Annotated in this window: 20 protein-coding genes; 9 read left to right on the forward strand and 11 right to left on the reverse strand. The window is 60.6% G+C overall.

The window, feature by feature from the left end; all coding sequences use genetic code 11:
• Nucleotides 1-64: 64 nt before the first annotated feature.
• Both epsC and betT read left to right on the forward strand, forming a co-directional pair.
• On the forward strand, nt 65-991 hold the full coding sequence (gene epsC, locus AB4O40_RS18635; RefSeq protein WP_056726931.1) for a serine O-acetyltransferase EpsC: 927 nt from the start codon (nt 65-67) through the stop codon (nt 989-991).
• Nucleotides 992-1339: 348 nt separating this feature from the next.
• The gene (gene betT / locus AB4O40_RS18640) at nt 1340-3295 is read left to right on the forward strand and encodes a choline transporter BetT (RefSeq protein ID WP_223532864.1); all 1956 of its coding nucleotides are present in this window, start codon (nt 1340-1342) and stop codon (nt 3293-3295) included.
• A gap of 9 nt (nt 3296-3304) precedes the next feature.
• On the opposite strand, the gene AB4O40_RS18645 is transcribed toward betT, so the two are convergent.
• A complete protein-coding gene (locus AB4O40_RS18645; RefSeq protein ID WP_056726929.1) occupies nt 3305-3565 on the reverse strand; it encodes a hypothetical protein in 261 nt (86 codons plus the stop codon).
• A 166-nt stretch (nt 3566-3731) separates the two neighbouring features.
• Nucleotides 3732-4472, reverse strand: a complete 741-nt coding sequence (locus AB4O40_RS18650) for an SDR family oxidoreductase (RefSeq protein ID WP_056726928.1) — start codon at nt 4470-4472, stop codon at nt 3732-3734.
• A 120-nt stretch (nt 4473-4592) separates the two neighbouring features.
• Here AB4O40_RS18650 and AB4O40_RS18655 point away from each other — a divergent pair, with 120 nt between their 5' ends.
• Together AB4O40_RS18655 and mgrA are read left to right on the forward strand one after the other, a co-directional pair.
• Entirely contained in the window at nt 4593-5483 is an 891-nt protein-coding gene (locus tag AB4O40_RS18655) for a LysR family transcriptional regulator (RefSeq protein WP_460053683.1), read from the forward strand.
• Between the two features lie 134 nt (nt 5484-5617).
• Entirely contained in the window at nt 5618-6655 is a 1038-nt protein-coding gene (gene mgrA, locus AB4O40_RS18660; protein WP_056726926.1) for an L-glyceraldehyde 3-phosphate reductase, read from the forward strand.
• A 175-nt stretch (nt 6656-6830) separates the two neighbouring features.
• On the opposite strand, the gene tauD is transcribed toward mgrA, so the two are convergent.
• From tauD to AB4O40_RS18695, 7 genes are all read right to left on the reverse strand, one after another.
• Nucleotides 6831-7673: a taurine dioxygenase gene (tauD, locus tag AB4O40_RS18665; protein ID WP_056726925.1), complete on the reverse strand. Its 843-nt coding sequence runs from the start codon at nt 7671-7673 to the stop codon at nt 6831-6833.
• A gap of 80 nt (nt 7674-7753) precedes the next feature.
• A complete protein-coding gene (gene tauC / locus AB4O40_RS18670) occupies nt 7754-8587 on the reverse strand; it encodes a taurine ABC transporter permease TauC (RefSeq protein WP_460053681.1) in 834 nt (277 codons plus the stop codon).
• The gene (tauB, locus tag AB4O40_RS18675) at nt 8584-9378 is read right to left on the reverse strand and encodes a taurine ABC transporter ATP-binding subunit (RefSeq protein WP_056726923.1); all 795 of its coding nucleotides are present in this window, start codon (nt 9376-9378) and stop codon (nt 8584-8586) included. The genes tauC and tauB overlap by 4 nt, the downstream gene beginning before the upstream one ends.
• A gap of 15 nt (nt 9379-9393) precedes the next feature.
• Nucleotides 9394-10371 carry a taurine ABC transporter substrate-binding protein gene (gene tauA / locus AB4O40_RS18680; RefSeq protein ID WP_046040783.1) on the reverse strand — a complete coding sequence of 326 codons (978 nt, stop codon included), beginning with the start codon at nt 10369-10371 and terminating at the stop codon, nt 9394-9396.
• A 226-nt stretch (nt 10372-10597) separates the two neighbouring features.
• Nucleotides 10598-12181: a glutamate--cysteine ligase gene (gene gshA / locus AB4O40_RS18685; RefSeq protein ID WP_056726921.1), complete on the reverse strand. Its 1584-nt coding sequence runs from the start codon at nt 12179-12181 to the stop codon at nt 10598-10600.
• 244 nt (nt 12182-12425) lie between these two features.
• Nucleotides 12426-12809, reverse strand: coding sequence for a PaaI family thioesterase (locus AB4O40_RS18690; RefSeq protein WP_056726920.1), 384 nt, complete (start codon nt 12807-12809; stop codon nt 12426-12428).
• Entirely contained in the window at nt 12809-15133 is a 2325-nt protein-coding gene (locus tag AB4O40_RS18695; protein ID WP_056726919.1) for a Tex family protein, read from the reverse strand. The genes AB4O40_RS18690 and AB4O40_RS18695 overlap by 1 nt, the downstream gene beginning before the upstream one ends.
• A gap of 359 nt (nt 15134-15492) precedes the next feature.
• On the opposite strand from AB4O40_RS18695, the gene ompR reads away from it, so the two are divergent.
• Nucleotides 15493-16233 carry an osmolarity response regulator transcription factor OmpR gene (ompR, locus tag AB4O40_RS18700; protein ID WP_056726918.1) on the forward strand — a complete coding sequence of 247 codons (741 nt, stop codon included), beginning with the start codon at nt 15493-15495 and terminating at the stop codon, nt 16231-16233.
• A 115-nt stretch (nt 16234-16348) separates the two neighbouring features.
• Nucleotides 16349-17662, forward strand: a complete 1314-nt coding sequence (locus AB4O40_RS18705; protein WP_056726917.1) for an ATP-binding protein — start codon at nt 16349-16351, stop codon at nt 17660-17662.
• 169 nt (nt 17663-17831) lie between these two features.
• Here AB4O40_RS18705 and rimK read toward each other — a convergent pair whose 3' ends face one another.
• A complete protein-coding gene (gene rimK / locus AB4O40_RS18710; RefSeq protein WP_007972871.1) occupies nt 17832-18737 on the reverse strand; it encodes a 30S ribosomal protein S6--L-glutamate ligase in 906 nt (301 codons plus the stop codon).
• The gene (rimB, locus tag AB4O40_RS18715; RefSeq protein WP_007983163.1) at nt 18734-19213 is read right to left on the reverse strand and encodes a retropepsin-like aspartic endopeptidase RimB; all 480 of its coding nucleotides are present in this window, start codon (nt 19211-19213) and stop codon (nt 18734-18736) included. Before rimB ends, rimK begins: the two co-directional genes overlap by 4 nt.
• A 216-nt stretch (nt 19214-19429) precedes the next feature.
• On the opposite strand from rimB, the gene AB4O40_RS18720 reads away from it, so the two are divergent.
• From AB4O40_RS18720 to AB4O40_RS18730, 3 genes are all read left to right on the forward strand, one after another.
• The gene (locus AB4O40_RS18720; protein ID WP_008045331.1) at nt 19430-19837 is read left to right on the forward strand and encodes an RNA-binding S4 domain-containing protein; all 408 of its coding nucleotides are present in this window, start codon (nt 19430-19432) and stop codon (nt 19835-19837) included.
• A 363-nt stretch (nt 19838-20200) separates the two neighbouring features.
• The gene (gene hslO, locus AB4O40_RS18725) at nt 20201-21103 is read left to right on the forward strand and encodes an Hsp33 family molecular chaperone HslO (RefSeq protein WP_056726916.1); all 903 of its coding nucleotides are present in this window, start codon (nt 20201-20203) and stop codon (nt 21101-21103) included.
• A 180-nt stretch (nt 21104-21283) separates the two neighbouring features.
• Complete coding sequence (locus AB4O40_RS18730; protein WP_056726915.1) at nt 21284-22825, forward strand: phosphoenolpyruvate carboxykinase; 1542 nt, start codon at nt 21284-21286, stop codon at nt 22823-22825.
• The last annotated feature ends 149 nt before the right edge of the window (nt 22826-22974 follow it).

Here is a 22974-nt window from a genome sequence, read left to right on the forward strand (position 1 = left end):
TTGCCGTAAAGTAATCGCCGTCAGTGCGGCCAGACAGTCCGGCCGCCCGTGAGGAGTTTTTACCGTGAGTGAGCGTTCCAGCCATTGGCAATTGCAGACCATCGTCAGCCAGCTGCGCACGGCACGTGAACAGTGGCGTGCACAAAACGGCCGGGCCACCGGCGAGCAGGGCGGTCGCGAATTGCCTTCCCGCGCAGCCATGGCGGACATTCTCGAGGCCCTGTGCGGTGCGTTGTTCCCGATGCGCCTGGGGCCGGTTGACCTGCGCGAAGAGAGTGAAGACTTCTATGTCGGTCATACCCTGGATGTGGCGCTGAATGCGCTGTTGGCCCAGGCGCGACTCGAATTGCGCTACGCCGCTCGCCACAGTGCCCAGGCCGAGACTGAAGTCGAAGCCAAAACCATCCAGATCATTCAGGACTTTGCCCTCGCGTTGCCTGGGTTGCGCAGCCTGTTGGACAGTGACGTGCTCGCGGCCTATCACGGTGACCCGGCGGCCCGCAGTGTCGATGAAGTGTTGTTGTGCTATCCGGGGATTCTGGCGGTGATTCACCATCGTCTGGCCCACCATTTGTATCGCGCCGGGTTGCCGCTGCTGGCGCGGATCAGCGCGGAAATCGCTCACTCGGCCACCGGCATCGACATTCACCCCGGCGCGCAGATCGGCCGCAGTTTCTTCATCGACCATGGGACGGGTGTGGTGATTGGCGAGACGGCGATCATCGGCGAACGCGTGCGGATCTATCAGGCGGTGACCTTGGGCGCCAAGCGCTTCCCGGCGGACGAAGATGGCCAACTGCAGAAAGGTCAGCCACGGCACCCGATTGTCGAGGATGACGTGGTGATTTATGCCGGGGCGACGATTCTCGGGCGGATCACCATCGGCCAGGGCTCGACCATTGGCGGCAACGTCTGGCTGACCCGCAGCGTGCCGGCGGGCAGCAACCTGACCCAGGCGAGTTTGCAGTTGGATGATGGGGCGCAGAAGTGAGGATGTAGGAGCTGTCGAGTGCAACGAGGCTGCGATCTTTTCCAAGCGCGCCGCGAACCAAAATCAAAAGATCGCAGCCTGCGGCAGCTCCTACAGAACACCTCTAAATTCCGCGTAAAACCTTTCCTTGAGCTAGCGTAACAACACCACCGCCGAGCCCTGCGATTAGTCCTTAGCCCCCTATCCATGTTTAACTTGAACGTTCATTCAAGTTAAACCGGCGGTTCGCTGCCCGCTCACAACAGGAGGCTTGCCTTTGCTGAGTCCGATTTTCACAGCCACTTTCTACCCCTTCGAGGTGCACCGAACATGAGTGCATCGTCCATCCCTCCAAGCGGTCTGATCCGCATGAATCCGCCGGTGTTCTGGTTCTCGGCGAGTTTCATTCTGTTGTTTGGTGTCGTTGTCATCGCCATGCCGGAGCAGGCCGGTGCCTGGTTGCTGGCGGCGCAAAACTGGGCGGCCAACACGGTCGGCTGGTATTACCTGCTGGCGATGACCCTGTATCTGGTCTTCGTGGTGGTCACCGCCTTGTCCGGCTACGGCAAGATCAAGCTCGGTGCCGACCACGACGAACCCGAATTCAGTTATCTGTCCTGGGCTGGCATGCTGTTCGCCGCCGGGATCAGCATCACCCTGTTTTTCTTCTGCGTGTCCGAGCCGCTGACCCACATGCTGCAACCGCCCCAAGGCGAGGCCGGTACGGCGGATGCGGCGCGCCAGGCGATGCAGATTCTGTTTCTGCACTGGGGCCTGCATGGCTGGGGCGTGTTCGCCTTTGTCGGCATGGCGCTGGCCTACTTCGCCTACCGGCATAACCTGCCACTGGCCCTGCGCTCGGCGCTGTATCCGCTGATCGGCAAGCGTATCAACGGCCCCATCGGCTACGCGGTGGATGGCTTCGGCATCATCGCCACGGTGTTCGGCCTCGGTGCCGACATGGGCTTTGGCGTGTTGCACCTCAACTCGGGCCTGGACTATCTGTTCGGCATCGCCCACACCCAATGGATTCAGGTCGGCCTGATCACCCTGATGATGGGTGCTGCGATCATCGTTGCCGTATCCGGCGTCGACAAGGGCGTGCGGGTGATGTCCGACATCAACATGCTGCTGGCCTGCGCGCTGCTGCTGTTCGTATTGTTCGCCGGCCCTACGCAGCACTTGCTCAACACCCTGATCCAGAACCTCGGTGATTACCTCGGCGCCTTGCCGATGAAGAGTTTCGACCTCTATGCCTACGACAAACCCAGCGACTGGCTGGGCGGCTGGACGGTGTTCTACTGGGCCTGGTGGATTGCGTGGTCGCCGTTCGTGGGCTTGTTCATCGCACGGATTTCCCGTGGTCGCACCATCCGCGAGTTCGTCTTCGGCGTGCTGTTGATTCCGCTGGGCTTTACCCTGGCGTGGATGTCGATCTTCGGCAACAGCGCCATCGATCAAGTGCTCAACCACGGCATGAGCGCGCTCGGTATGTCGGCCATCGACAATCCGTCGATGACGCTCTACCTGCTGCTGGAAACCTACCCGTGGAGCAAAACCGTCATCGCGGTCACGGTGTTTATCAGCTTTGTGTTCTTCGTCACCTCCGCCGACTCCGGCACCGTGGTGTTGTCGACGCTGTCCGCCAAGGGCGGTAACCCCGATGAAGACGGGCCGAAATGGTTGCGGGTGTTCTGGGGCGCGATGACCGCCCTGGTGACCAGCGCGCTGCTGTTCTCCGGCAGCATCGATGCGTTGAAGTCGGCGGTGGTCCTGACCTCGTTGCCGTTCTCGCTGATCCTGCTGTTGATGATGTGGGGGCTGCACAAAGCGTTTTATCTGGAGTCGCAGAAGCAGATTGCGCAGATGCATTCCTTGGCACCGGTGTCCGGTTCACGGCGGGGTGGCTGGCGTCAGCGTTTGAGTCAGGCGGTGCATTTCCCGTCGCGGGATGAGGTCTACCGCTTCCTCGACACGACGGTGCGCCCGGCGATTGAAGAAGTGTCTGCCGTGTTCATCGAAAAGGGTTTGCACGTAGCGACACACCCGGACCCGGCCAATGACAGCGTCAGCCTGGAAATCGGCCACGGCGATCAACATCCGTTTGTTTATCAGGTGCAGATGCGCGGTTACTTCACGCCATCGTTTGCCCGTGGCGGCATGGGTTCCAAGCAACTCAACAATCGCCGCTACTACCGGGCCGAAGTGCATTTGAGCGAAGGCAGTCAGGACTACGATCTGGTCGGCTATACCAAGGAGCAGATCATCAACGACATCCTCGACCAGTACGAACGGCACATGCAGTTCCTGCATCTGGTGCGCTGATCAAGGCCTTCATGTCTCGGTGGTCAACACCATGAACAACACCAGCGCCGCCACCGGGACACCGAACACGGCGCTACCGACCGCCAGTTCGGTGCTCAATGGCTGGCCGGCATGCACTATGCCGACTGCGCCGTTGATCAGCGTCAGCGCCAGCCACAGCACGATAAAACAGTAGGCCAGGGTCTGACGGGTAAAGCCGATTTTCTCGCCGATATAGAGCATCAACGCCAGGAGGATCAGGCCGAAGGTTGTGATGATGGTGGTGTGCATGAACTGTCCCGCCCTTCAGATGTGCATTGCTTTGGAGGCAGCCATCGCGAGCAAGCTCGCTCCCACAGGGGATTTCCCTTGAGCACAAATTTTGTGAGCAACCAAGATCAATGTGGGAGCGAGCTTGCTCGCGATTGGGGGCGCTGCGGTCTCAGTGTGAACTCAGTTAAACCAACCCGCCATTCACCCGCAAAATCTGCCCATTGACCCAACCCGAATCCGGCCCCGCCAGAAACGACACAACACGGGAAATATCCTCCGGCTGCCCCAGGCGCTCCAGCGGCGCCATCTTCGCGAAATTCTGAATCTGCTCCTCACTCTTGCCGTGTAAAAACAACTCAGTCGCCACCGGCCCGGGAGCCACCGCATTGACGGTGATGTTGCGCCCGCGCATCTCTTTGGCGAACACCTGGGTCAGGGATTCCACTGCCGCTTTGCTGGCGATGTACACCGCGTAACCCGGCAGGTTCATGCCGACGGTGCTGCTGGAGAAGTTGATGATTCGGCCACCGCTGTTCAGGCGGGTCGCCGCTTCACGCAGGATATTGAAGGTACCGCGAGTGTGGATGTTGAAGGTCTGCTCGAACAGTTCGTCGCTGTGTTGCGCCAGCGGCAGGACCTTGAGGATGCCGGCGTTGTTCACCAAAACATCGACCTTGCCGAACTGGGTTTCAACCTCGTCGAACATCCGGCGCACGTCGTCGGCATTGGCCACATCGGCCTTGATCGCTATGGCCTGGTGGCCGGCCTGACGCAGCTCCACCACCCGTTTCGAGGCTTCGGTGGCGCTGCTGGCGTAGTTGATGGCAACGGCGAAACCTTCGCTGGCCAGTTGTTTGGCGATGACCGCGCCGATGCCGCGGGAGGCACCGGTCACGATGGCAACTTTCGGAGTTTGTGCAGTCATGTTGATGTTCCTGTTGATGGGGTGTGAAGCCAATTTCACATGTTTACTCAGGCCGATAAATGCACGAGAGTTGCCTTGACTGTTCAATGATTGCCAACAATCGAGTGCCTGGAGTGAGCTGTGGACCAAGTCAAAGCGATGAAGGTTTTTGTGCGGATCTACGAGCGCAGCAGCTTCACGCAGGCTGCCGATGACCTGAACCTGCCCCGCGCAACGCTGACCCATACGTTGAATCAGTTCGAGGCCTGGCTGGGTACGCGTTTGTTGGAGCGCAGCACGCGTAAAGTGCGTCCGACGCTGGATGGCGAGGCGTACTACCTGCGTTGCGTGCAACTGCTGGCAGAGCTGGAGGAAGCGGAGTTGGCGTTTCGCGGCGTGGCCCCGAAGGGGCGGCTGCGGGTGGACTTGCACGGGACATTGGCCAAGCACTTCGTGATCCCGGCATTGCCGCAATTCATGGCGCGTTATCCCGACATCGAGCTGTCCATCAGCGAGGCTGACCGCCAGGTCGACCTGATCACCGAAGGTATCGATTGCGTGTTGCGGGCGGGAACATTGGGTGACTCCACGCTGATCGGCAAACGTGTCGCCAACCTGCGTCAGATCACCTGCGCCAGCCCCGCCTATTTGCGCAAATACGGCGAACCGAAAAGCCTCGCCGACCTCAGCCGGCACCGTGCGGTGAACTACGTTTCGCGCACGACGGCCAGGTTGTTCCCGTTTGAATTCATGGTGGACGGTGAACTCAAGGAAGTGGCCATCGACGGTGCGGTATCGGTGTTCGGCGCAGAAATCTACGCCGCCTCGGCGATTGCCGGGCTGGGCCTGATCCAGTGCCCGCACTACCGAATGGAAACGCAGATCTCCCAAGGCCTGGTGCAGGAAGTCCTCGTCGACATCCCTCCGCCATCAATGCCGGTATCGGTGTTGTACCCGCACAACCGACACATGTCGCCCAGGGTCCGGGTGTTTGTGGACTGGTTGGGAGAGGTGTTTGCGGGGGCACGGTAGCTTGTTGGCGGGGAAATACGTGAAACGTTTCAGTCATTAGTCGAATCAGGGGTTTTCTGGCGTTTGTCCGGGCGTATGCTGAGCGACTGGCAAAGCAGTCGATATCAGATTCAAGACCGACAAGAGAGGATTCGATGACCTACACCGCTGCCGAAAACCGCTACGACTCCATCCCCTACCGCCGCGTGGGCCGCAGCGGGCTGGTGCTGCCGGCACTGTCGTTGGGCCTGTGGCACAACTTCGGCGACAGCACGCCGATCGGTACCCAGCGCGCATTGTTGCGCACGGCGTTCGACCTGGGCATCAACCATTTCGACCTGGCCAACAACTACGGCCCGCCGTATGGCAGCGCCGAGATCAACTTCGGCCGTTTACTGCGTGAAGACTTCAAGCAGTACCGCGACGAGATGATCATTTCCAGCAAGGCCGGCTGGGACATGTGGCCCGGCCCTTACGGTCAGGGCGGCGGTTCGCGCAAGTACGTGCTGGCCAGCCTCGACCAGAGCCTGCAACGCCTGGGCGTGGACTACGTCGACATCTTCTACTCCCACCGTTTCGATCCGGACACCCCGCTGGAAGAAACCGCCAGCGCACTCGCCACGGCGGTGCAGCAGGGCAAGGCGTTGTACATCGGCATCTCGTCGTACTCCGGGGTGAAAACCCGCGAAATGGCGGCGTTGCTCAAAGAATGGAAAGTGCCGCTGCTGATTCACCAGCCGGCCTACAACCTGCTCAATCGCTGGGTGGAAAAAGACCTGCTCGATACCACTGATGAACTCGGTACCGGCGTGATTGCCTTCACTCCGTTGGCCCAGGGTTTGCTGACCGACAAATACCTCAACGGCGTGCCGGCGGATGCGCGGGTCAACCGTCCGGGCGGTGGTTCGTTGCAGGCATCGCATTTGTCAGAGGCCAACATCGCCCAGGTGCGGGCACTCAACGAAATCGCCAAACGTCGCGGCCAGAGCCTGGCGCAACTGGCGTTGGCCTGGACCCTGCGCGACCCCCGGGTCACTTCCGCGTTGATTGGCGCGAGTCGACCGGAGCAGATTATCGAGAACGTCGGGGCGTTGAAGAACTTGAGCTTCAGTGCAGAGGAACTGGCGGAAATTGACCGGTTTGCCCAGGAGGGCGGGATCAATCTTTGGGAGAAGCCTTCGACGGCTGAATAAGTAGTTGGCGCCGGATTATTCGGCGCCTTTCAGATCGCCATCGTCGGAACGCCGCCCGGAGCAAGCTCGCTCCCACTGGTTTGGCGGTGTTCACAGGTTTTGTGTACGCCACGGACACTGTGGGAGCGAGCTTGCTCGCGATGAGGCCATCAATGTCAGTACAAAAACTGGCTGTTCACCGAAAAAACGGCACATCCCCCAACACCGTCGCCCGCTGCATCACCCGCCGCGCCGGCCGGTAATCATCCACCGCGTAATGCTGGGTCACGCGGTTATCCCAGAACGCGATGTCGTCCTGCTGCCAGCGCCAGCGAATGGTGAACTCCGGCCGCGTTGAATGGGCGAACAGGAACTTCAGAATCGCCTCGCTCTCGGTTTCCGACAGCTCGTTGATCTTCGAAGTGAAACCTTCGTTGACGAACAGCGAGCGGCGCCCGCTGACCGGGTGCGTGCGGATCACCGGGTGCGACAGCGGCGGATTCTTGCGCCGTGCTTCTTCCCACTGGACCAGTGCCTCGGGCGTGTTGCCGTAGCGCTCCAGCGGAAACGAACGGGTGAAATCGTGGGTGGCGGTCAGGCCTTCGAGCAAGGTTTTCAGCGGTGCCGACAGGGCTTCGTACGCGGCAATCCCGCTGGCCCACAACGTGTCGCCGCCAAACTCCGGCAGCAGCTTGGCGCTGAGCACGGCGCCCATGGCCGGGGTCGGCAGGAAGGTCACGTCGGTGTGCCAGATAGCGTTATCGCGCACGTCGGTGACGGCGGTGTCGAGGATCAGCACTTCGGGTTGCTCCGGCACATTCGGGTAGATCGGATGAATGTGCAGGTCGCCGAAATTCGCGGCGAATCGCGCCTGTTGCTGTGGCGTGATCGGCTGGTTGCGGAAGAACAGCACCTGATGCTTGAGCAGGGCCTGTTCGATGGCATCGCGTTGCTCCAGGTTCAGCGGCTGGCTGATGTCGATGCCACTGATCTGTGCGCCGAGGGCGGAGCTTAAGGGGACGATGGTCAAGTCACTCATGGTGATTCTCTTGAAATTCGGGGGTGTTGATTACTGTGGGAGCGAGCTTGCTCCCACAGGGTTTCTCACAGGGAAATTATTCAGTGAGCCTGGCCATGCCACGGCACCAGTTTGCGTTGCAGGGCACGCAGGCCCAGTTCCATCGCGAAGGCGATCAGTGCGATCACCAGAATCCCCAGTACCACCACATCGGTGACCAGAAACTGCGCGGCCGATTGCACCATGAAGCCCAGGCCGCTGGTGGCGGCGATCAATTCGGCGGCGACCAGGGTCGACCACCCTACGCCGAGGCCAATGCGCACACCGGTCAGAATGTCCGGCAAGGCACTCGGCAAAATGACGTGGCGAATCAACTGCACGCGGGTTGCGCCCAGCGACTGCGCGGCACGCAATTTGGCCGGGTCGACCGTGCGCACACCGGTGGCGGTGGCGATGGCAATCGGGGCGAAGATCGCCAGGTAGATCAGCAGCACTTTGGACAATTCACCGATGCCGCACCAGATCACGATCAGCGGCAGATAGGCCAACGGAGGGATCGGCCGGTAGAACTCGATCAGCGGGTCGAGCACGCCACGGGCGATACGGTTGACACCGATAGCGATTCCCACCGGCACGGCAGTGAGAATCGCAAAGCCGAGGCCCAGGCCGATGCGGCTCAGGCTCGCGCCGAGGTGCTGCCACAGGGTTGAATCCATGTAACCCGAGGTCGCCAGCAGCCAGCCTTTTTGCAGAACGGCAGAGGGCGGCGGCAGGAACAGCGGCTCGATCAAGCCGGTCGCCGTCACGGCCCACCAAATAGCAACGAGAGCGACCAGTGTCATCACACTGATCCACCGGGTGCTCAAACGGCGACTTGCCGCAATCACGGCTGAGCCTGGCGTTATCGCTGCGACGGGAATTTCATAACTGCTCATGCGCGCTCCTGCCGCTGGGCGGCACTGCGTTGGGAGAACACTTTGGCGAGTACGTGTTCGCGGGTTTCGATAAAACGCGGGTCGGACTTGATTGAGCGAGCCGACTCACCGGCGGCATAACGCTGACCGAAATCGAGGCTCAGACGCTCGACGATTTGCCCAGGGTTGGGCGCCAACAGAATCAGGTCGGTGGCGAGGAATACGGCTTCTTCTATGTCGTGGGTAATCAGGAACACCGGTTTGGCGGTGCGTTGCCAGACTTGCAGCAACAACTCCTGCATTTGCTCGCGGGTGAAGGCGTCGAGGGCTCCGAAAGGTTCGTCCATCAGCAACACGCGTGGGTCGGCGGCGAGGGCGCGGGCCAGGCCGACACGCTGCTTCTGGCCGCCCGAAAGTTGCCAGATGCGGCGCTGTTCAAAACCGGACAGATCGACCAGGGCGAGCATTTCCCGGGCGCGAGCTTCGCGTTTGTCCCGGGCGATACCGGCCAGCTCCAGGCCGAACCCGACGTTGGCCAGCACGTTTTGCCACGGCAGCAGCGCGTCGTCCTGGAACACCACGCCGCGCTCGGCACTCGGGCCTTTGACGGGCACGCCGTCGAGGGTGATGCGCCCGGCGCTGGGTTCGACGAAGCCGGCAATCAGGTTCAACAGCGAAGTCTTGCCACTGCCGGACGGGCCGAGGGCGACCAGCAGTTGCCGGGGCCCCAGGCTCAGGGAGATATCCGCCAACACCGGTTCCGGGTTGCCGGGGTACTGTGCGCTGATGCGCTCCAGCTGTAGCAAGGCCATCGCGTTGACTCCCGATCAGTTGGTGATGAACTTGGCGCTGACGTACGGCGCGTAGTCCGGCAGTACCGCCTCGACCTTGCCTTGTTCCTTGAGGAACGCCGCCGTGTCGGTGATGGCTTTGGTGGTCGGCGCGCCGAGGGTGAGCACCTGGTCAGCCGCTAGCGGGTAGACGTTGCCTTGCAGCAGCAATGGAATGTCGCTGGCCTTGGCGCCAGACAGTTTTACAAGCTTGTCGACGTTGCCCTGATTGGCCAGCCAGGCTTGTGGGTCTTTGCGGTAATCGGCGTAGGCGTCCAGGGTCACTTTGGCGAACGCGGTGACGATCTCCGGGTGCTTCTCGGCGAAGTCCTTGCGCACGATCCAGGCGTCGAAGGTCGGTGCGCCGAACTTGGCCAGCTCACCGGAGGTGATCAGTACCTTGCCGTTTTCCTTGGCGACACCGAGGGCCGGGTCCCAGACGTAAGTGGCGTCGATGTCACCGCGTTTCCAGGCAGCAATGATCGCGGGCGGAGCCAGGTTGAGGACGGTGACTTTCGATGGATCAATGTTCCAGTGCTTCAGCGCAGCCAGCAGGCTGTAGTGGCCGGTGGAAACGAACGGCACGGCGATTTTCTTGCCGATCAGGTCTTGCGGGGTCTTGATCCCGGAACCGTCGCGGGCGACCAGGGCTTCGGCAGCGCCGATCTGGGTGGCGATGAGGAAGGTTTCGACCGGGACTTTACGAGTGATCGCAGCGGTCAGGGGGCTGGAACCGAGGTAGCCGATCTGCACGTCGCCGGAGGCAATGGCGGCGATGATATCGGCACCGTTGTCGAATTTGCGCCAGCTGATATCAGCCTTGGTGGCCTTTTCGTAAGCGCCGTCAGCCTGGGCGACTTTCGCCGGGTCAACGGTGGTCTGGTAGGCGACGGTGAAGTCGGCTGCCTGGGCAAAAAAACTTGCGGTAGCCAAGGAAGCGGCCGCCAGCAAGCGAAGAGGGAAAGTCAGTTTCATCAGAAAGCTCCTTGTCAGGCGACCGAATGTCGGCGTGAGAAAGAGACTAAATGATCTAAGAATTCTAAAATAAATAACTTTTTCGAATTAGCTTATGAGGCGAAAACCCGGTGAGTCATTGTGAATGGGCTGGAAACAAAAAGATCGCAGCCTTCGGCAGCTCCTACAGGAAACGCATTCCAATGTAGGAGCTGCCGAAGGCTGCGATCTTTCTTACAGGCGCCGATTAGTTACTGATCGCCAGAATGCTCGCCTGGTATGCCCCGACGAACACATCGAAATCACCGACTTCGTTCTGCTCCAGCTCAGCCTGCTGAGCCAGCGACGAACGCGCCCGCTCTTCAAACTTCGCCTGCTCCTCAGCCGGCAACGGCTCGCTGCGGAAGAACTCGGCATGGACCTGGCTCTGGCGCAGGGAGAACTGGGCGAAGCTTTCCTTGTGTTCAGCCATCGCCGCCAATACCTGGGCCGACGGCGTCAGGGACGGGTCCTGGACCTTCGACATCTGGGCGTCCAGCGCCTTGCTGTGGGCATCACCGCCATGGCTCTGGTCGAGCATCGCCGCCAGAGGAGCGATTTTTTCCAGCAGCTCGCCGGCCCATTCCTTCAGGTCAACCGGCTGGCCATCCCGCTGCAGTTGCAGGCCCGGACGGCGACCTTCCTTGACCACGCTGAGGAAGTTCGAGGTCGCGTTGCCGCAACTGGTGTTGGTCAGCAGCGGGCTGTCATTGAGTGCGCAGTACAGCAGGAACGCATCGAGGAAGCGTGACTCGGTGAGATCGATGCCCATCGGCAGGAAGGGGTTGATGTCCAGGCAGCGTACTTCGACGTACTGGATGCCACGGGCCATCAGCGCCTGGATAGGGCGCTCGCCGGTGTAGGTCACGCGTTTCGGGCGGATGTTGGAGTAGTACTCGTTTTCAATCTGCAGAATGTTGGTGTTGAGCTGTACCCACTCGCCATCCTGGTGGGTGCCGACTTCGACGTATGGCGCATACGGCGTGGCCACCGCTTTGCGCAGGCTGTCGGTGTAGCTGTTCAGATCGTTGTAGCACGGCGTCAGGCCGGCCTGGGCGTTGCTCTGGTAACCCAGGTCGCTCATGCGCAGGCTGGTAGCGTACGGCAGGTACAGGGTATGCGGGTCCAGTTGTTCCAACTGGTGCGAACGACCGCGCAGGAAGCCGGCGTCCAGTGCCGGTGAAGCACCGAACAGGTACATCAGCAGCCAGCTGTAGCGGCGGAAGTTGCGGATCAGCGCGATATAGGACGACGACTGGAAGTCGCGGTCGGTGCCGACAAAGCCTTCGGCCTGCTTGAGCAACGGCCAGAGTTTTTCCGGCAGGGAAAAGTTGTAGTGAATGCCGGCAATGCACTGCATGGTCTTGCCGTAACGCAGGGCCAGGCCCTTGCGGTACACGTACTTGAGCTGCCCGATATTGGACGTGCCGTAATAGGCGATCGGGATGTCTTCCTCGGCCGGCAACGGGCACGGCATCGATGGGCTCCACAGATACTCGTTGCCGAGCTTGCTGTAGGCAAAGCGGTGAATGCTGTCCAGGCTCGCCAGTGTGTCCGCCGGGTCGGGCAGGGCCGGGGTGATGAACTCCAGCAGCGACTCGGAATAGTCGGTGGTGATCTGTTCATTGGTCAGCGCGGAACCCAATTCTTCCGGGTGCGGCGTTTGCGCCAGGCGACCTTCATCGGTCACGCGCAGGCATTCACGTTCGATGCCGTGAAGGCACTGTTCGAGCAGAGAGAGGTTAGCGCGCTCGCCGAGCAGAGCCAGGCGGCGGTTGAGAAGTTCGCTCAAGTTGGATTCCTTCACGCGTCAGTCGCCCCAATATGGGGGTGGGCAAGACGGTCTACAAGGGTGAAGTTAAAACTGGCGTTTTCGCCTGGTTTTTTGAACTCGCCGCAACTAATGTGGGAGCGGGCTTGCTCGCGAAGACGGTGTGTCAGTCAGCACAGATGCCACCTGATACACCGCCTTCGCGAGCAAGCCCGCTCCCACAGGTTGCGTTCTGCTGAAATTAACTCAAATCGATAACGAGTAGCTACAGGACAGCGAACGTGCCTTGTGCTTTTGCGACCAGTTTGTCGCCCTGCACCACATCGGCCTCGACCACCAATGTGCGGCGACCCGGGTGGATCACCCGCGCCGTGCACATCACCTCGCCGTCAGAGACGGCGCGGATGTAGTTGATCTTGCACTCGATGGTCGCGCTCTGCTGGTCAAAGCCGTGGGTGCTGGAACAGGCCAGCCCCATGGCAATGTCCACCAGGCTGAACAAGGCCCCGCCGTGCAGCTTGCCGCCGCGATTGCGCAGCTCGGGTTCCAGCGCCAGGGCGACTTGCGCCACCCCGGTTTCCAGACTGTGCAAGCGGCAGCCCAACAGCTTGAAAAACGCGCTTTCGGTCAGCCCGGCGGGAATGTCCATCAGCGTTTCTTCAACTGCTTGGCATTGGCGAACAACGAAGCCATGGCATTGTTGCTCGGTGCTGCCGCCGTGGTTTCCTTGCGCGGTGCGGTGTTCTGGGACTGGCGTGGCGCCGACCCCGGACGCGCGCCGCGAGCGCCGTCGATTTTCTCGCCCGGGGTGTCGCTCATGCGCATCGACAGGCCTACGCGTTTGCGCGGGATGTCGACTTCCATGACCTTCACTTTCACCACGTCACCGGCCTTCACCGCTTCCCGTGGATCCTTGATGAACTTCTCCGAAAGTGCGGAGATGTGCACCAAACCGTCCTGATGCACACCGATATCGACGAAGGCCCCGAAGTTGGTCACGTTGGTCACCACGCCTTCGAGGATCATGCCCAGTTGCAGGTCCTTGAGGTCTTCGACGCCTTCCTGGAACTCGGCGGTCTTGAACTCGGGACGCGGGTCACGCCCAGGCTTTTCAAGCTCCTGGAGGATGTCGGTCACGGTTGGCAGACCGAAGGTTTCATCGGTGTACTTCTTCGGATCGAGACGCTTGAGGAACGCGGCATCGCCGATCAGCGAGCGGATGTCACGCTCGGTTTCAGCGGCGATGCGCTGAACCAGCGGATAGGCTTCCGGGTGAACCGCCGACGAATCCAGCGGGTTTTCGCCATTCATGACGCGCAGGAATCCGGCGGCCTGTTCGAAGGTTTTCTCGCCCAGGCGCGCAACTTTCTTCAGCGCTGCGCGGGTCTTGAACGCGCCATGCTCGTCGCGATGGCTGACGATGTTCTGCGCCAGGGTCGCGTTGAGGCCGGAGATCCGTGCCAGCAGCGCTACGGAAGCCGTGTTCACGTCGACACCGACGGCGTTCACGCAGTCTTCGACAACCGCATCCAGGCCACGGGCCAGTTTCAGTTGCGACACGTCGTGCTGGTACTGGCCGACACCGATGGATTTCGGGTCGATCTTCACCAGCTCAGCCAACGGGTCTTGCAGGCGACGGGCAATCGACACGGCGCCACGGATCGACACGTCGAGGTCCGGGAATTCCTTGGAGGCCAGCTCCGACGCCGAGTAAACCGATGCACCGGCCTCGGAAACCATGACCTTGGTCATCTTCATGGCCGGGTATTTTTTGATCAGTTCAGCGGCCAGCTTGTCGGTCTCGCGGCTGGCGGTACCGTTGCCGATGGCGATCAGGTCCACCGAGTGCTTGGCGCACAGGGCGGCGAGCACGGCGAGAGTCTGGTCCCACTTGTTGTGTGGCACGTGCGGGTAAACCGTTGCGTGATCCAGCAGTTTTCCGGTGGAGTCGACCACGGCGACCTTGCAACCGGTGCGCAGGCCCGGGTCGAGACCCAAAGTGGCGCGCGGGCCGGCCGGGGCCGACAGCAGCAGGTCGTGCAGGTTGTGGGCGAACACGTTGATCGCCTCGGTTTCCGCGCCATCGCGCAGCTCGCCCAGCAGATCGGTTTCCAGGTGGGTGTAGAGCTTGACCTTCCAGGTCCAGCGCACCACTTCGCCCAGCCATTTGTCGGCGGCGCGGTTCTGGTTCTGGATGCCGAATTGCTGGCCGATCATGCCTTCGCACGGGTGCATGGTGCCCGGCAGTTCGTCGCCGACTTTCAGCGCGGAGCTGAGGATGCCTTCGTTACGGCCACGGAAAATTGCCAGCGCGCGGTGCGACGGCATGCTTTTGAGCGGTTCGTCGTGTTCGAAATAGTCGCGGAACTTGGCGCCTTCCTCTTCCTTGCCGGCGATCACGCGGGCACTGAGGGTGGCTTCCTGCTTCAGGTAATTGCGCAGCTTGTCCAGCAGGCCCGCGTCTTCGGCGAAGCGTTCCATGAGGATGTACTTGGCGCCTTCGAGGGCCGCCTTCACATCGGCCACGCCTTTTTCCGCATCAATAAAGCGTGCGGCTTCGGTTTCCGGGCTCAGGGACGGGTCGTTGAACAGGCCGTCGGCCAGCTCGCCGAGGCCGGCTTCCAGGGCGATCTGGCCCTTGGTGCGGCGCTTCTGCTTGTACGGCAGGTACAAGTCTTCGAGACGGGTCTTGGTGTCGGCGAGCTTGATGTCGCGCTCAAGTTGCGGGGTCAGCTTGCCCTGCTCCTGGATGCTGGCGAGGATGCTGATACGCCGTTCGTCGAGTTCTCGCAGGTAGCGCAGGCGCTCTTCCAGATGACGCAATTGCGTATCGTCGAGGCTGCCGGTCACTTCTTTCCGGTAACGGGCGATGAAGGGAACGGTAGAGCCTTCATCGAGTAGCGCGACGGCCGCTTCGACCTGTTGTGGGCGTACACCGAGTTCCTCGGCGATGCGGCTGTTGATGCTGTCCATAAAACCACCTGACAAATTGTGAAAGCAGGCTCGCAGGCGCCGGGATAGGGCCTGGGCGAGTCTGGTTGAGCGGCCTGGCCTGCGCCGCTACCTGGATCAAAAGGTATCCCGTTGACCCGTGAAATCGAACAATTACTGCCGGCGCCATGAAAAAAATGGTGTCGGTCTGTAGTACCTGTCTGATGTTGCCTGACACAAAAGGCCGCGCATTATAACCAGCGTTCCGGCATTCGGGGACATCGCGGATGCAGGTGCAATGGCCGGTTTTCTGGCGCTAGAGGAAAAATCTGCTAACAATGCACACGGTGCGTATAACGGCAGCTACGCCATAATGCGTGCCGAGATCAAAGGAGCATCCAATGAGCAGCACTGCACAAACTGCTGAAGGCGAAAAAATTCTTATCGTTGACGACGATCCGGGGCTCAGCAGCCTGCTGGAGCGTTTTTTCGTCAGCAAAGGCTACCGCGCCCGCGCCGTACCGAACACCGAGCAAATGGATCGCCTGCTGGCGCGCGAAGTGTTCAACCTGGTCGTCCTCGACCTGATGTTGCCCGGCGAAGACGGCCTGACTGCCTGCCGCCGCCTGCGCAACGCGAACAACCAGATTCCGATCATCATGCTCACCGCCAAGGGCGACGAGCTGAGCCGCATCAAGGGCCTGGAGCTGGGTGCCGACGATTACCTGGCCAAGCCGTTCAACCCCGATGAACTGATGGCTCGCGTCAAGGCGGTATTGCGTCGCCAGTCGGCTCCAGTGCCTGGCGCCCCGGGCAGCGAAGACGAAAGCGTGACCTTCGGTGACTACGAATTGTCCCTGGCCACCCGCGAGCTCAAGCGCGGCGAAGAAGTGCACATGCTCACCACCGGTGAGTTCGCTGTACTCAAGGCCCTGGTGATGAACGCCCGTCAACCGCTGACCCGCGACAAGTTGATGAACCTGGCCCGTGGCCGCGAGTGGGATGCCCTGGAGCGTTCCATCGATGTGCAGATTTCCCGTCTGCGCCGGATGATCGAGCCTGATCCCTCCAAGCCGCGTTACATCCAGACTGTCTGGGGCGTGGGCTACGTGTTTGTACCGGATGGTGCCGCCACCAAGTGATTGGCGATTTGTAGGAGCGGGTCACGCGGACAGCGGATCAATCGATCCTGTCCGCAGACTCGCGACCCGCAATATGCGAGCATCGCTCGCTCCTGCAAGTGTTTAACGGTTATCCATGAAAACCCCCGTTTGGTTCCCCCAGAGCTTCTTCTCCCGCACCCTTTGGCTGGTGCTCATCGTCGTACTCTTCTCCAAGGCACTGACCCTGGTTTATCTGCTGATGAACGAAGACGTGCTGGTGGACCGCCAGTACAGCCACGGTGTCGCCCTGACGCTGCGCGCCTATTGGGCGGCCGATGAAGAAAACCGCGGCAAGATTGCCGAGGCCGCGACCTTGATCCGGGTAGTGGGTGCCGGCGTGCCGGAAGGCGAACAGCACTGGCCTTACAGCGAGATCTACCAGCGGCAGATGCAAGCGGAGCTGGGTGCCGACACTGAAGTCCGGCTGCGCATGCATTCGCCACCGGCGCTTTGGGTCCGGGCGCCAAGCCTGGGCGATGGCTGGCTGAAAGTACCGCTTTATCCCCATCCGTTGCGCGGCCAGAAAATCTGGAACGTGCTGGGCTGGTTCCTCGCGATTGGCCTGCTGTCCACCGCTTCGGCCTGGATCTTTGTCAGCCAGCTCAATCAACCTTTGAAGCGTCTGGTGTATGCCGCGCGGCAACTCGGCCAGGGCCGTAGCGTGCGCCTGCCAATCAGCGATACACCGAGTGAGATGACCGAGGTTTACCGCGCCTTCAACCAGATGGCCGAAGACGTCGAGCAGGCCGGTCGCGAGCGTGAACTGATGCTGGCCGGAGTGTCCCACGACTTGCGCACGCCGTTGACCCGCTTGCGCCTGTCCCTGGAATTGATGGGCGATCACACCGACCTGACCGACGACATGGTGCGCGACATCGAAGACATGGACGCAATTCTCGATCAGTTCCTGGCGTTCATTCGTGACGGGCGCGACGAGTCGGTGGAAGAGGTTGACCTGAGCGAGCTGGTCCGTGAAGTTGCCGCGCCGTTTAACCAGACCGAAGAAAAAGTGCGATTGCGCCTGGAGCCTATCCAGCCGTTTCCGCTGCGTCGGGTATCGATGAAGCGGCTGCTGAACAACCTGATCGGCAACGCGCTGCATCATGCCGGAAGCGGTGTAGAGGTAGCGGCGTATGTGTCCGGGGACACCAGCGCACCGTATGTAGTGCTGAGTGTCATGGACCGTGGCGCCGGGATCGACCCTTCGGAGCTGGAGGCGATTTTCAATCCGTTCACCCGCGGTGATCGTGCCCGGGGTGGCAAGGGTACCGGGTTGGGATTGGCAATCGTGAAGCGGATTGCTTCGATGCATGGCGGCAACGTTGAGCTGCGCAACCGCTCGGGCGGAGGGCTGGAAGCGCGGGTGCGGTTGCCGTTGGGGTTGATGCTGCCGCGGGATGCCGTTTAAAACCTGATTTTTTCAGTGGGGCTGATGGCCCCTTCGTCGGAACGCCGCCCGGGGCAAGCCCGCTTCCACAATGATCGTGTTGAACACAAATTTTATGTCCACTGAAGATCACTGTGGGAGCGAGCTTGCTCGCGATGGCGGCATCCCTGCCGCTACAAGGCTTGGGGGTTTAACCCTTCCCTTTGGTCCGGGTCATATTCGGCCCGCCATTCTTCTCCAGATGTTCAATGATGATCCCCGCCACATTCTTCCCGGTGGTGGTCTCAATCCCCTCAAGCCCTGGCGACGAGTTCACTTCCATCACCAACGGCCCGTGATTGGAGCGCAGGATGTCGACGCCTGCCACCGCCAGCCCCATGACCTTCGCCGCACGCAACGCCGTCATGCGCTCTTCCGGGGTGATCTTGATCAGGCTCGCGCTGCCACCGCGATGCAGGTTGGAGCGGAATTCGCCGGGTTTGGCCTGGCGCTTCATCGCTGCAATCACCTTGTCGCCGACGACGAAGCAGCGAATGTCCGCACCACCGGCTTCCTTGATGTACTCCTGAACCATGATGTTCTGCTTGAGGCCCATGAACGCCTCGATCACCGATTCCGCGGCCGTGGCGGTTTCGCACAGCACCACGCCGATGCCCTGGGTGCCTTCCAGCACCTTGATCACCAACGGCGCGCCGTTGACCATTTCGATCAGGTCGGGAATGTCATCGGGGGAGTGGGCAAACCCGGTCACCGGCAAGCCGATCCCGCGACGGGACAACAATTGCAGTGAACGCAGCTTGTCCCGGGAACGGGCAATGGCCACCGATTCGTTGAGCGGAAATACCCCCATCATTTCGAACTGGCGCAACACTGCGCAGCCATAAAAGGTCACGGATGCGCCGATCCGTGGAATCACCGCATCGAAACCCTCCAGCGGTTTGCCGCGGTAGTGGATCTGCGGCTTGTGACTGGCGATGTTCATGTAGGCGCGCAAGGTGTCGACCACCACCATTTCATGGCCACGCTCGGTACCGGCTTCGACCAGACGACGGGTGGAATACAGACGCGGATTCCGCGACAGCACAGCGATCTTCATGCAACACCTGTGGAGGAGGTAGATACCGGGAACACCGGCTTGTCTTGTACATACTTGATGCCCGGATTGACCACCAACTGGCCGTGGATCAGGGCTTTGGAACCGAGCAACAGGCGATAACGCATGGACTTGCGGCAGGCGAGCGTGAACTCGACCCGCCAGACCCGATCACCAAGGGCCAGGGTGGTGCTGATCACGTATCGCACCTGCGCGTGACCGTTTGAGCTTTTAATGGTTTTCATCGTCACCAACGGAGCTTCGCAGCGTCGGTGGCGCAGTTGTACGACGGAACCCAGGTGGGCGGTAAAACGCACCCACTGCTCACCATCGCGCTCGAACGGCTCGATTTCGGTGGCGTGGAGGCTTGAGGTGCTGGCACCGGTGTCGATTTTTGCCCGAAGGCCGGCGACTCCCAAATCCGGGAGCGCCACCCACTCGCGCAGACCGACAACGGTCAAATGGTCAAATGTCTTCAATAGTGCTCAACCGGTAGAAACCGCTCGGGCCGCATGCGGCCGGATTCGCGGTATTCACGCAGAATAATGATTAAAAGGCGACAGATATCTACGGCCCGGATTTCCAGCCTCCCAGGGAGGTTATGGAATGTCGGCATTGTAATCCGAGCCGGTGAAATTCTTGGTACGTCAGAAACGGTAGTACAGTTCACCAATATTTCAGAATGAGGAAATTCCATGGCACAAAAAAACGAAGAGGACGACAAAGTCCGCCTCGATAAATGGTTGTGGGCTGCACGATTCTACAAAACCCGCGCCCTGGCCAAGGCAGCGATTGAAAGCGGCAAGGTGCATTGCCGGGGCGAACGCTGCAAGCCGGGTAAAGAGCCACGAATCGGCGATGAGTTCGTGATTCGCACCGGTTTCGAGGAGCGCACGGTGGTAGTCCTGGCACTGTCGATCGTTCGTCGCGGCGCACCGCAGGCGCAAACCTTGTATGCCGAGACCCTGGCCAGCATCGCCAAGCGCGAAGAGGCCGCGGCGCAAAGAAAGGCCGGAGCCCTGGGCGTGAGCACCGACGGTAAGCCGAGCAAGAAGCAGCGGCGGGATTTGTTCAAGTTTCGTGGCAGCAGTAACGACGACTGATACAGATATTGCTCGGGCGAGTGCCGCGTACTCGCCAGGTTTCACCGCGCCTTCAGGCCAAGACTTGCAATTGACCCGGTGCGCATCCATATCTGTGCCTGGCCAGCAGTGCATTGCATGGACGATATCGCCGCTCGTCGAAAATCACACACAGTCTCTGACCTGTAGGCCATAACCACATTGCCAGCAGTGCAGGGCGGGAAACGACCTGGAACCCATCAGCGCTTATTCCACCTTGCTTGGATCAGGCCCGGATTGTTCATAAAATGCCTTTCATGGCTGAACGTTGCGCACCCGAGGGGTGGCGCAAGGTCAATTTCCTGTTTCCTGTAACCATTTTCACTACTTCAGATACCCAGACCTATGACCGATCACGCGGATAACGACTTCACCCAACGCTTCATCTTCGATGACAGCGACACCCGTGGCGAGCTGGTCTCGTTGGAGCTCAGCTACGCCGAAGTCCTGGCCAAACACGCCTACCCGCAGCCGGTTGCGCAACTGCTCGGCGAGCTGATGGCGGCCGCGTCGTTGCTGGTTGGCACGATGAAGTTCGATGGCTTGCTGATTCTGCAGGCCCGTTCCGAAGGCCCGATCCCGCTGCTGATGATCGAGTGCTCCAGCGAGCGCGACATCCGTGGTCTGGCCCGTTACGACGCGGACCGCATCGCTGCCGATGCAACCCTGGCCGACCTGATGCCGGACGGCGTGCTGGCATTGACCATCGACCCGAAACAGGGCCAGCGCTACCAGGGCATCGTCGACCTCGACGGCGCCACCCTGTCCGAATGCTTCACCAACTACTTCGTCATGTCCCAGCAAGTCGGCACGCGTTTCTGGCTGTACGCCGATGGCCGCCGCGCCCGTGGCCTGTTGCTGCAACAACTGCCTGCCGACCGTTTGAAAGACGAAGACGAACGCGCCGCCAGCTGGCAGCACATCACCACCCTGGGCGGTACGCTGACCGCCGATGAGCTGTTGGGCCTGGACAACGAAACCGTGCTGCATCGCCTGTACCACGACGAGCAGGTGCGTCTGTTCGATGTGCAGAAGCTGCGCTTCCGTTGCAGTTGCTCGCGCGAACGATCGGCCAATGCGCTGGTCAGTCTGGGTATGGAAGACGCGCAGCAACTGGTGGTCGAACACGGTGGCAACATCGAAATCGATTGCCAGTTCTGCAATCAGCGCTACCTGTTTGACGCGGCCGATGTCACTCAATTGTTCGCCGGCGCGGGTATCGAGACGCCGTCAGATACCCGTCACTAAAACGATTCAGCGCAGGTAAATTCACTGCCTTGTGCCGGATTAACGCCGTTACGACAGGAGGGGCCTACTCTTTTTGGGCTTTTCTGGCATAATCCGGCCCACTTTTTTCGCGGTAGTAGTGCACGACTTTCTACTACAAAAACGTTTGGAGCACTCGGCCACTGGCCGACGGGGAACCTCATGACGCAAGCCAACAATGCCGTGTACACCGATCTGAGTGTTGATGATCTGGTTAAAGAAGCCCTCAATCGCGGTGAAGGCGAGCTTGCCGATACCGGCGCACTGGTTGTTCGTACCGGTCACCGTACCGGCCGTTCGCCAGTCGACCGTTTCATCGTTGAAGAGCCAAGCACCCAGGCCGCTATCGCCTGGGGCCCGATCAACCGCAAGTTCCCGGCCGACAAGTTCGACGCCCTGTGGGCTCGCGTTGAGGCATTCAACAACGCGCAAGAGCATTTCGTTTCCCACGTGCATGTAGGTGCGGCTTCCGAGCACTACCTGGCCGTGAAGATGACCACCCAGACTGCCTGGCAGAACCTGTTCGGCCGTTGCCTGTTCATCAACCCGGCTCAGTACAACCCGGCGGGTCGTGACGAGTGGCAGGTCCTCAACGTTGCCAACTTCGAGTGCGTGCCAGAGCGTGACGGCACCAACTCCGACGGCTGCGTGATCCTCAACTTCGCACAGAAGAAAGTGCTGATCGCCGGCATGCGTTACGCCGGTGAAATGAAGAAAGCCATGTTCTCGGTGCAGAACTTCCTGCTGCCGGCTGCCGACGTACTGCCAATGCACTGCGCCGCCAACATCGGCGAAGAAGGCGACGTGACCCTGTTCTTCGGTCTGTCCGGTACCGGCAAGACCACCCTGTCGGCCGACGAAAGCCGTTACCTGATCGGTGACGACGAGCACGGCTGGGGTGAAGGCGTCGTGTTCAACATCGAAGGCGGTTGCTATGCCAAGTGCATCGACCTGTCCGAGAAGAACGAGCCGGTTATCTGGAAAGCCATCAAGCACGGCGCGGTACTGGAAAACGTCGTTATCGACGATGCCAAGCACGCCGACTACGCCGATGTCAGCCTGACCCAGAACAGCCGCGCCGCCTACCCGCTGGAGCACGTTGCCAAGCGCTCCGAGAAGAACCTCGGTGGCGAGCCGAACGCTGTGATCTTCCTGACCTGCGACCTGACCGGCGTGCTGCCGCCAGTGTCGATCCTCAACGAAGAACAAGCGGCTTACCACTTCCTGTCCGGTTACACCGCTCTGGTCGGTTCGACCGAAATGGGTTCGGGCAGCGGCATCAAGTCGACCTTCTCCACCTGCTTCGGCGCACCGTTCTTCCCGCGTCCGGCCGGCGAATACGCTGAGCTGCTGATCAAGCGCATCCGCGGCTTCGGTTCCAAGGTCTACCTGGTCAACACCGGCTGGACCGGTGGTGGCTACGGCGTCGGCAAACGCTTCAACATCCCGACCACTCGTGCCGTGATCGCAGCGATCCAGAGCGGCGCGCTGATCGGTACCGAGACCGAGCACCTGGATACCATCAACCTCGACGTGCCAGTGGCCGTACCGGGCGTTGAGACTGGCCTGCTGAACCCACGCAACACTTGGGCCGATAAAGCCGCCTACGACGAAGCCGCCAAAGCACTGGCCGGCCTGTTCATCGAGAACTTCAAGAAGTTCGAAGTGAGCGACGCGATCAAGGCTGCGGGTCCAAAGCTGTAAGTGTTGGATTGAGCTAACGAAGAAGCCGCCCCTCGGTTATTCCCCCCCTCTTGGGAATACATAGTTAGGCCCTTTTCAGCCAGTTACTGCATCAATACCCCTCTATGAGGGGTATTTTTTTATCCGTAGATGTGAAAGCCATACCATGA

The organism is Pseudomonas sp. S2_F07 (assembly GCF_054668325.1).

Coding starts and splice junctions, on each gene's coding strand:
- mgrA (WP_056726926.1), top strand. CDS start 5,618: ATGACCTACACCGCTGCCGAAAACCGCTACGACTCCATCCCCTACCGC.
- tauD (WP_056726925.1), bottom strand. CDS start 7,673: ATGAGTGACTTGACCATCGTCCCCTTAAGCTCCGCCCTCGGCGCACAG.
- hslO (WP_056726916.1), top strand. CDS start 20,201: ATGACCGATCACGCGGATAACGACTTCACCCAACGCTTCATCTTCGAT.
- tauA (WP_046040783.1), bottom strand. CDS start 10,371: ATGAAACTGACTTTCCCTCTTCGCTTGCTGGCGGCCGCTTCCTTGGCT.
- tauB (WP_056726923.1), bottom strand. CDS start 9,378: ATGGCCTTGCTACAGCTGGAGCGCATCAGCGCACAGTACCCCGGCAAC.
- AB4O40_RS18645 (WP_056726929.1), bottom strand. CDS start 3,565: ATGCACACCACCATCATCACAACCTTCGGCCTGATCCTCCTGGCGTTG.
- AB4O40_RS18730 (WP_056726915.1), top strand. CDS start 21,284: ATGACGCAAGCCAACAATGCCGTGTACACCGATCTGAGTGTTGATGAT.
- tauC (WP_460053681.1), bottom strand. CDS start 8,587: ATGAGCAGTTATGAAATTCCCGTCGCAGCGATAACGCCAGGCTCAGCC.
- AB4O40_RS18690 (WP_056726920.1), bottom strand. CDS start 12,809: ATGGACATTCCCGCCGGGCTGACCGAAAGCGCGTTTTTCAAGCTGTTG.
- ompR (WP_056726918.1), top strand. CDS start 15,493: ATGAGCAGCACTGCACAAACTGCTGAAGGCGAAAAAATTCTTATCGTT.
- AB4O40_RS18720 (WP_008045331.1), top strand. CDS start 19,430: ATGGCACAAAAAAACGAAGAGGACGACAAAGTCCGCCTCGATAAATGG.
- AB4O40_RS18695 (WP_056726919.1), bottom strand. CDS start 15,133: ATGGACAGCATCAACAGCCGCATCGCCGAGGAACTCGGTGTACGCCCA.
- betT (WP_223532864.1), top strand. CDS start 1,340: ATGAATCCGCCGGTGTTCTGGTTCTCGGCGAGTTTCATTCTGTTGTTT.
- rimK (WP_007972871.1), bottom strand. CDS start 18,737: ATGAAGATCGCTGTGCTGTCGCGGAATCCGCGTCTGTATTCCACCCGT.
- AB4O40_RS18705 (WP_056726917.1), top strand. CDS start 16,349: ATGAAAACCCCCGTTTGGTTCCCCCAGAGCTTCTTCTCCCGCACCCTT.
- AB4O40_RS18650 (WP_056726928.1), bottom strand. CDS start 4,472: ATGACTGCACAAACTCCGAAAGTTGCCATCGTGACCGGTGCCTCCCGC.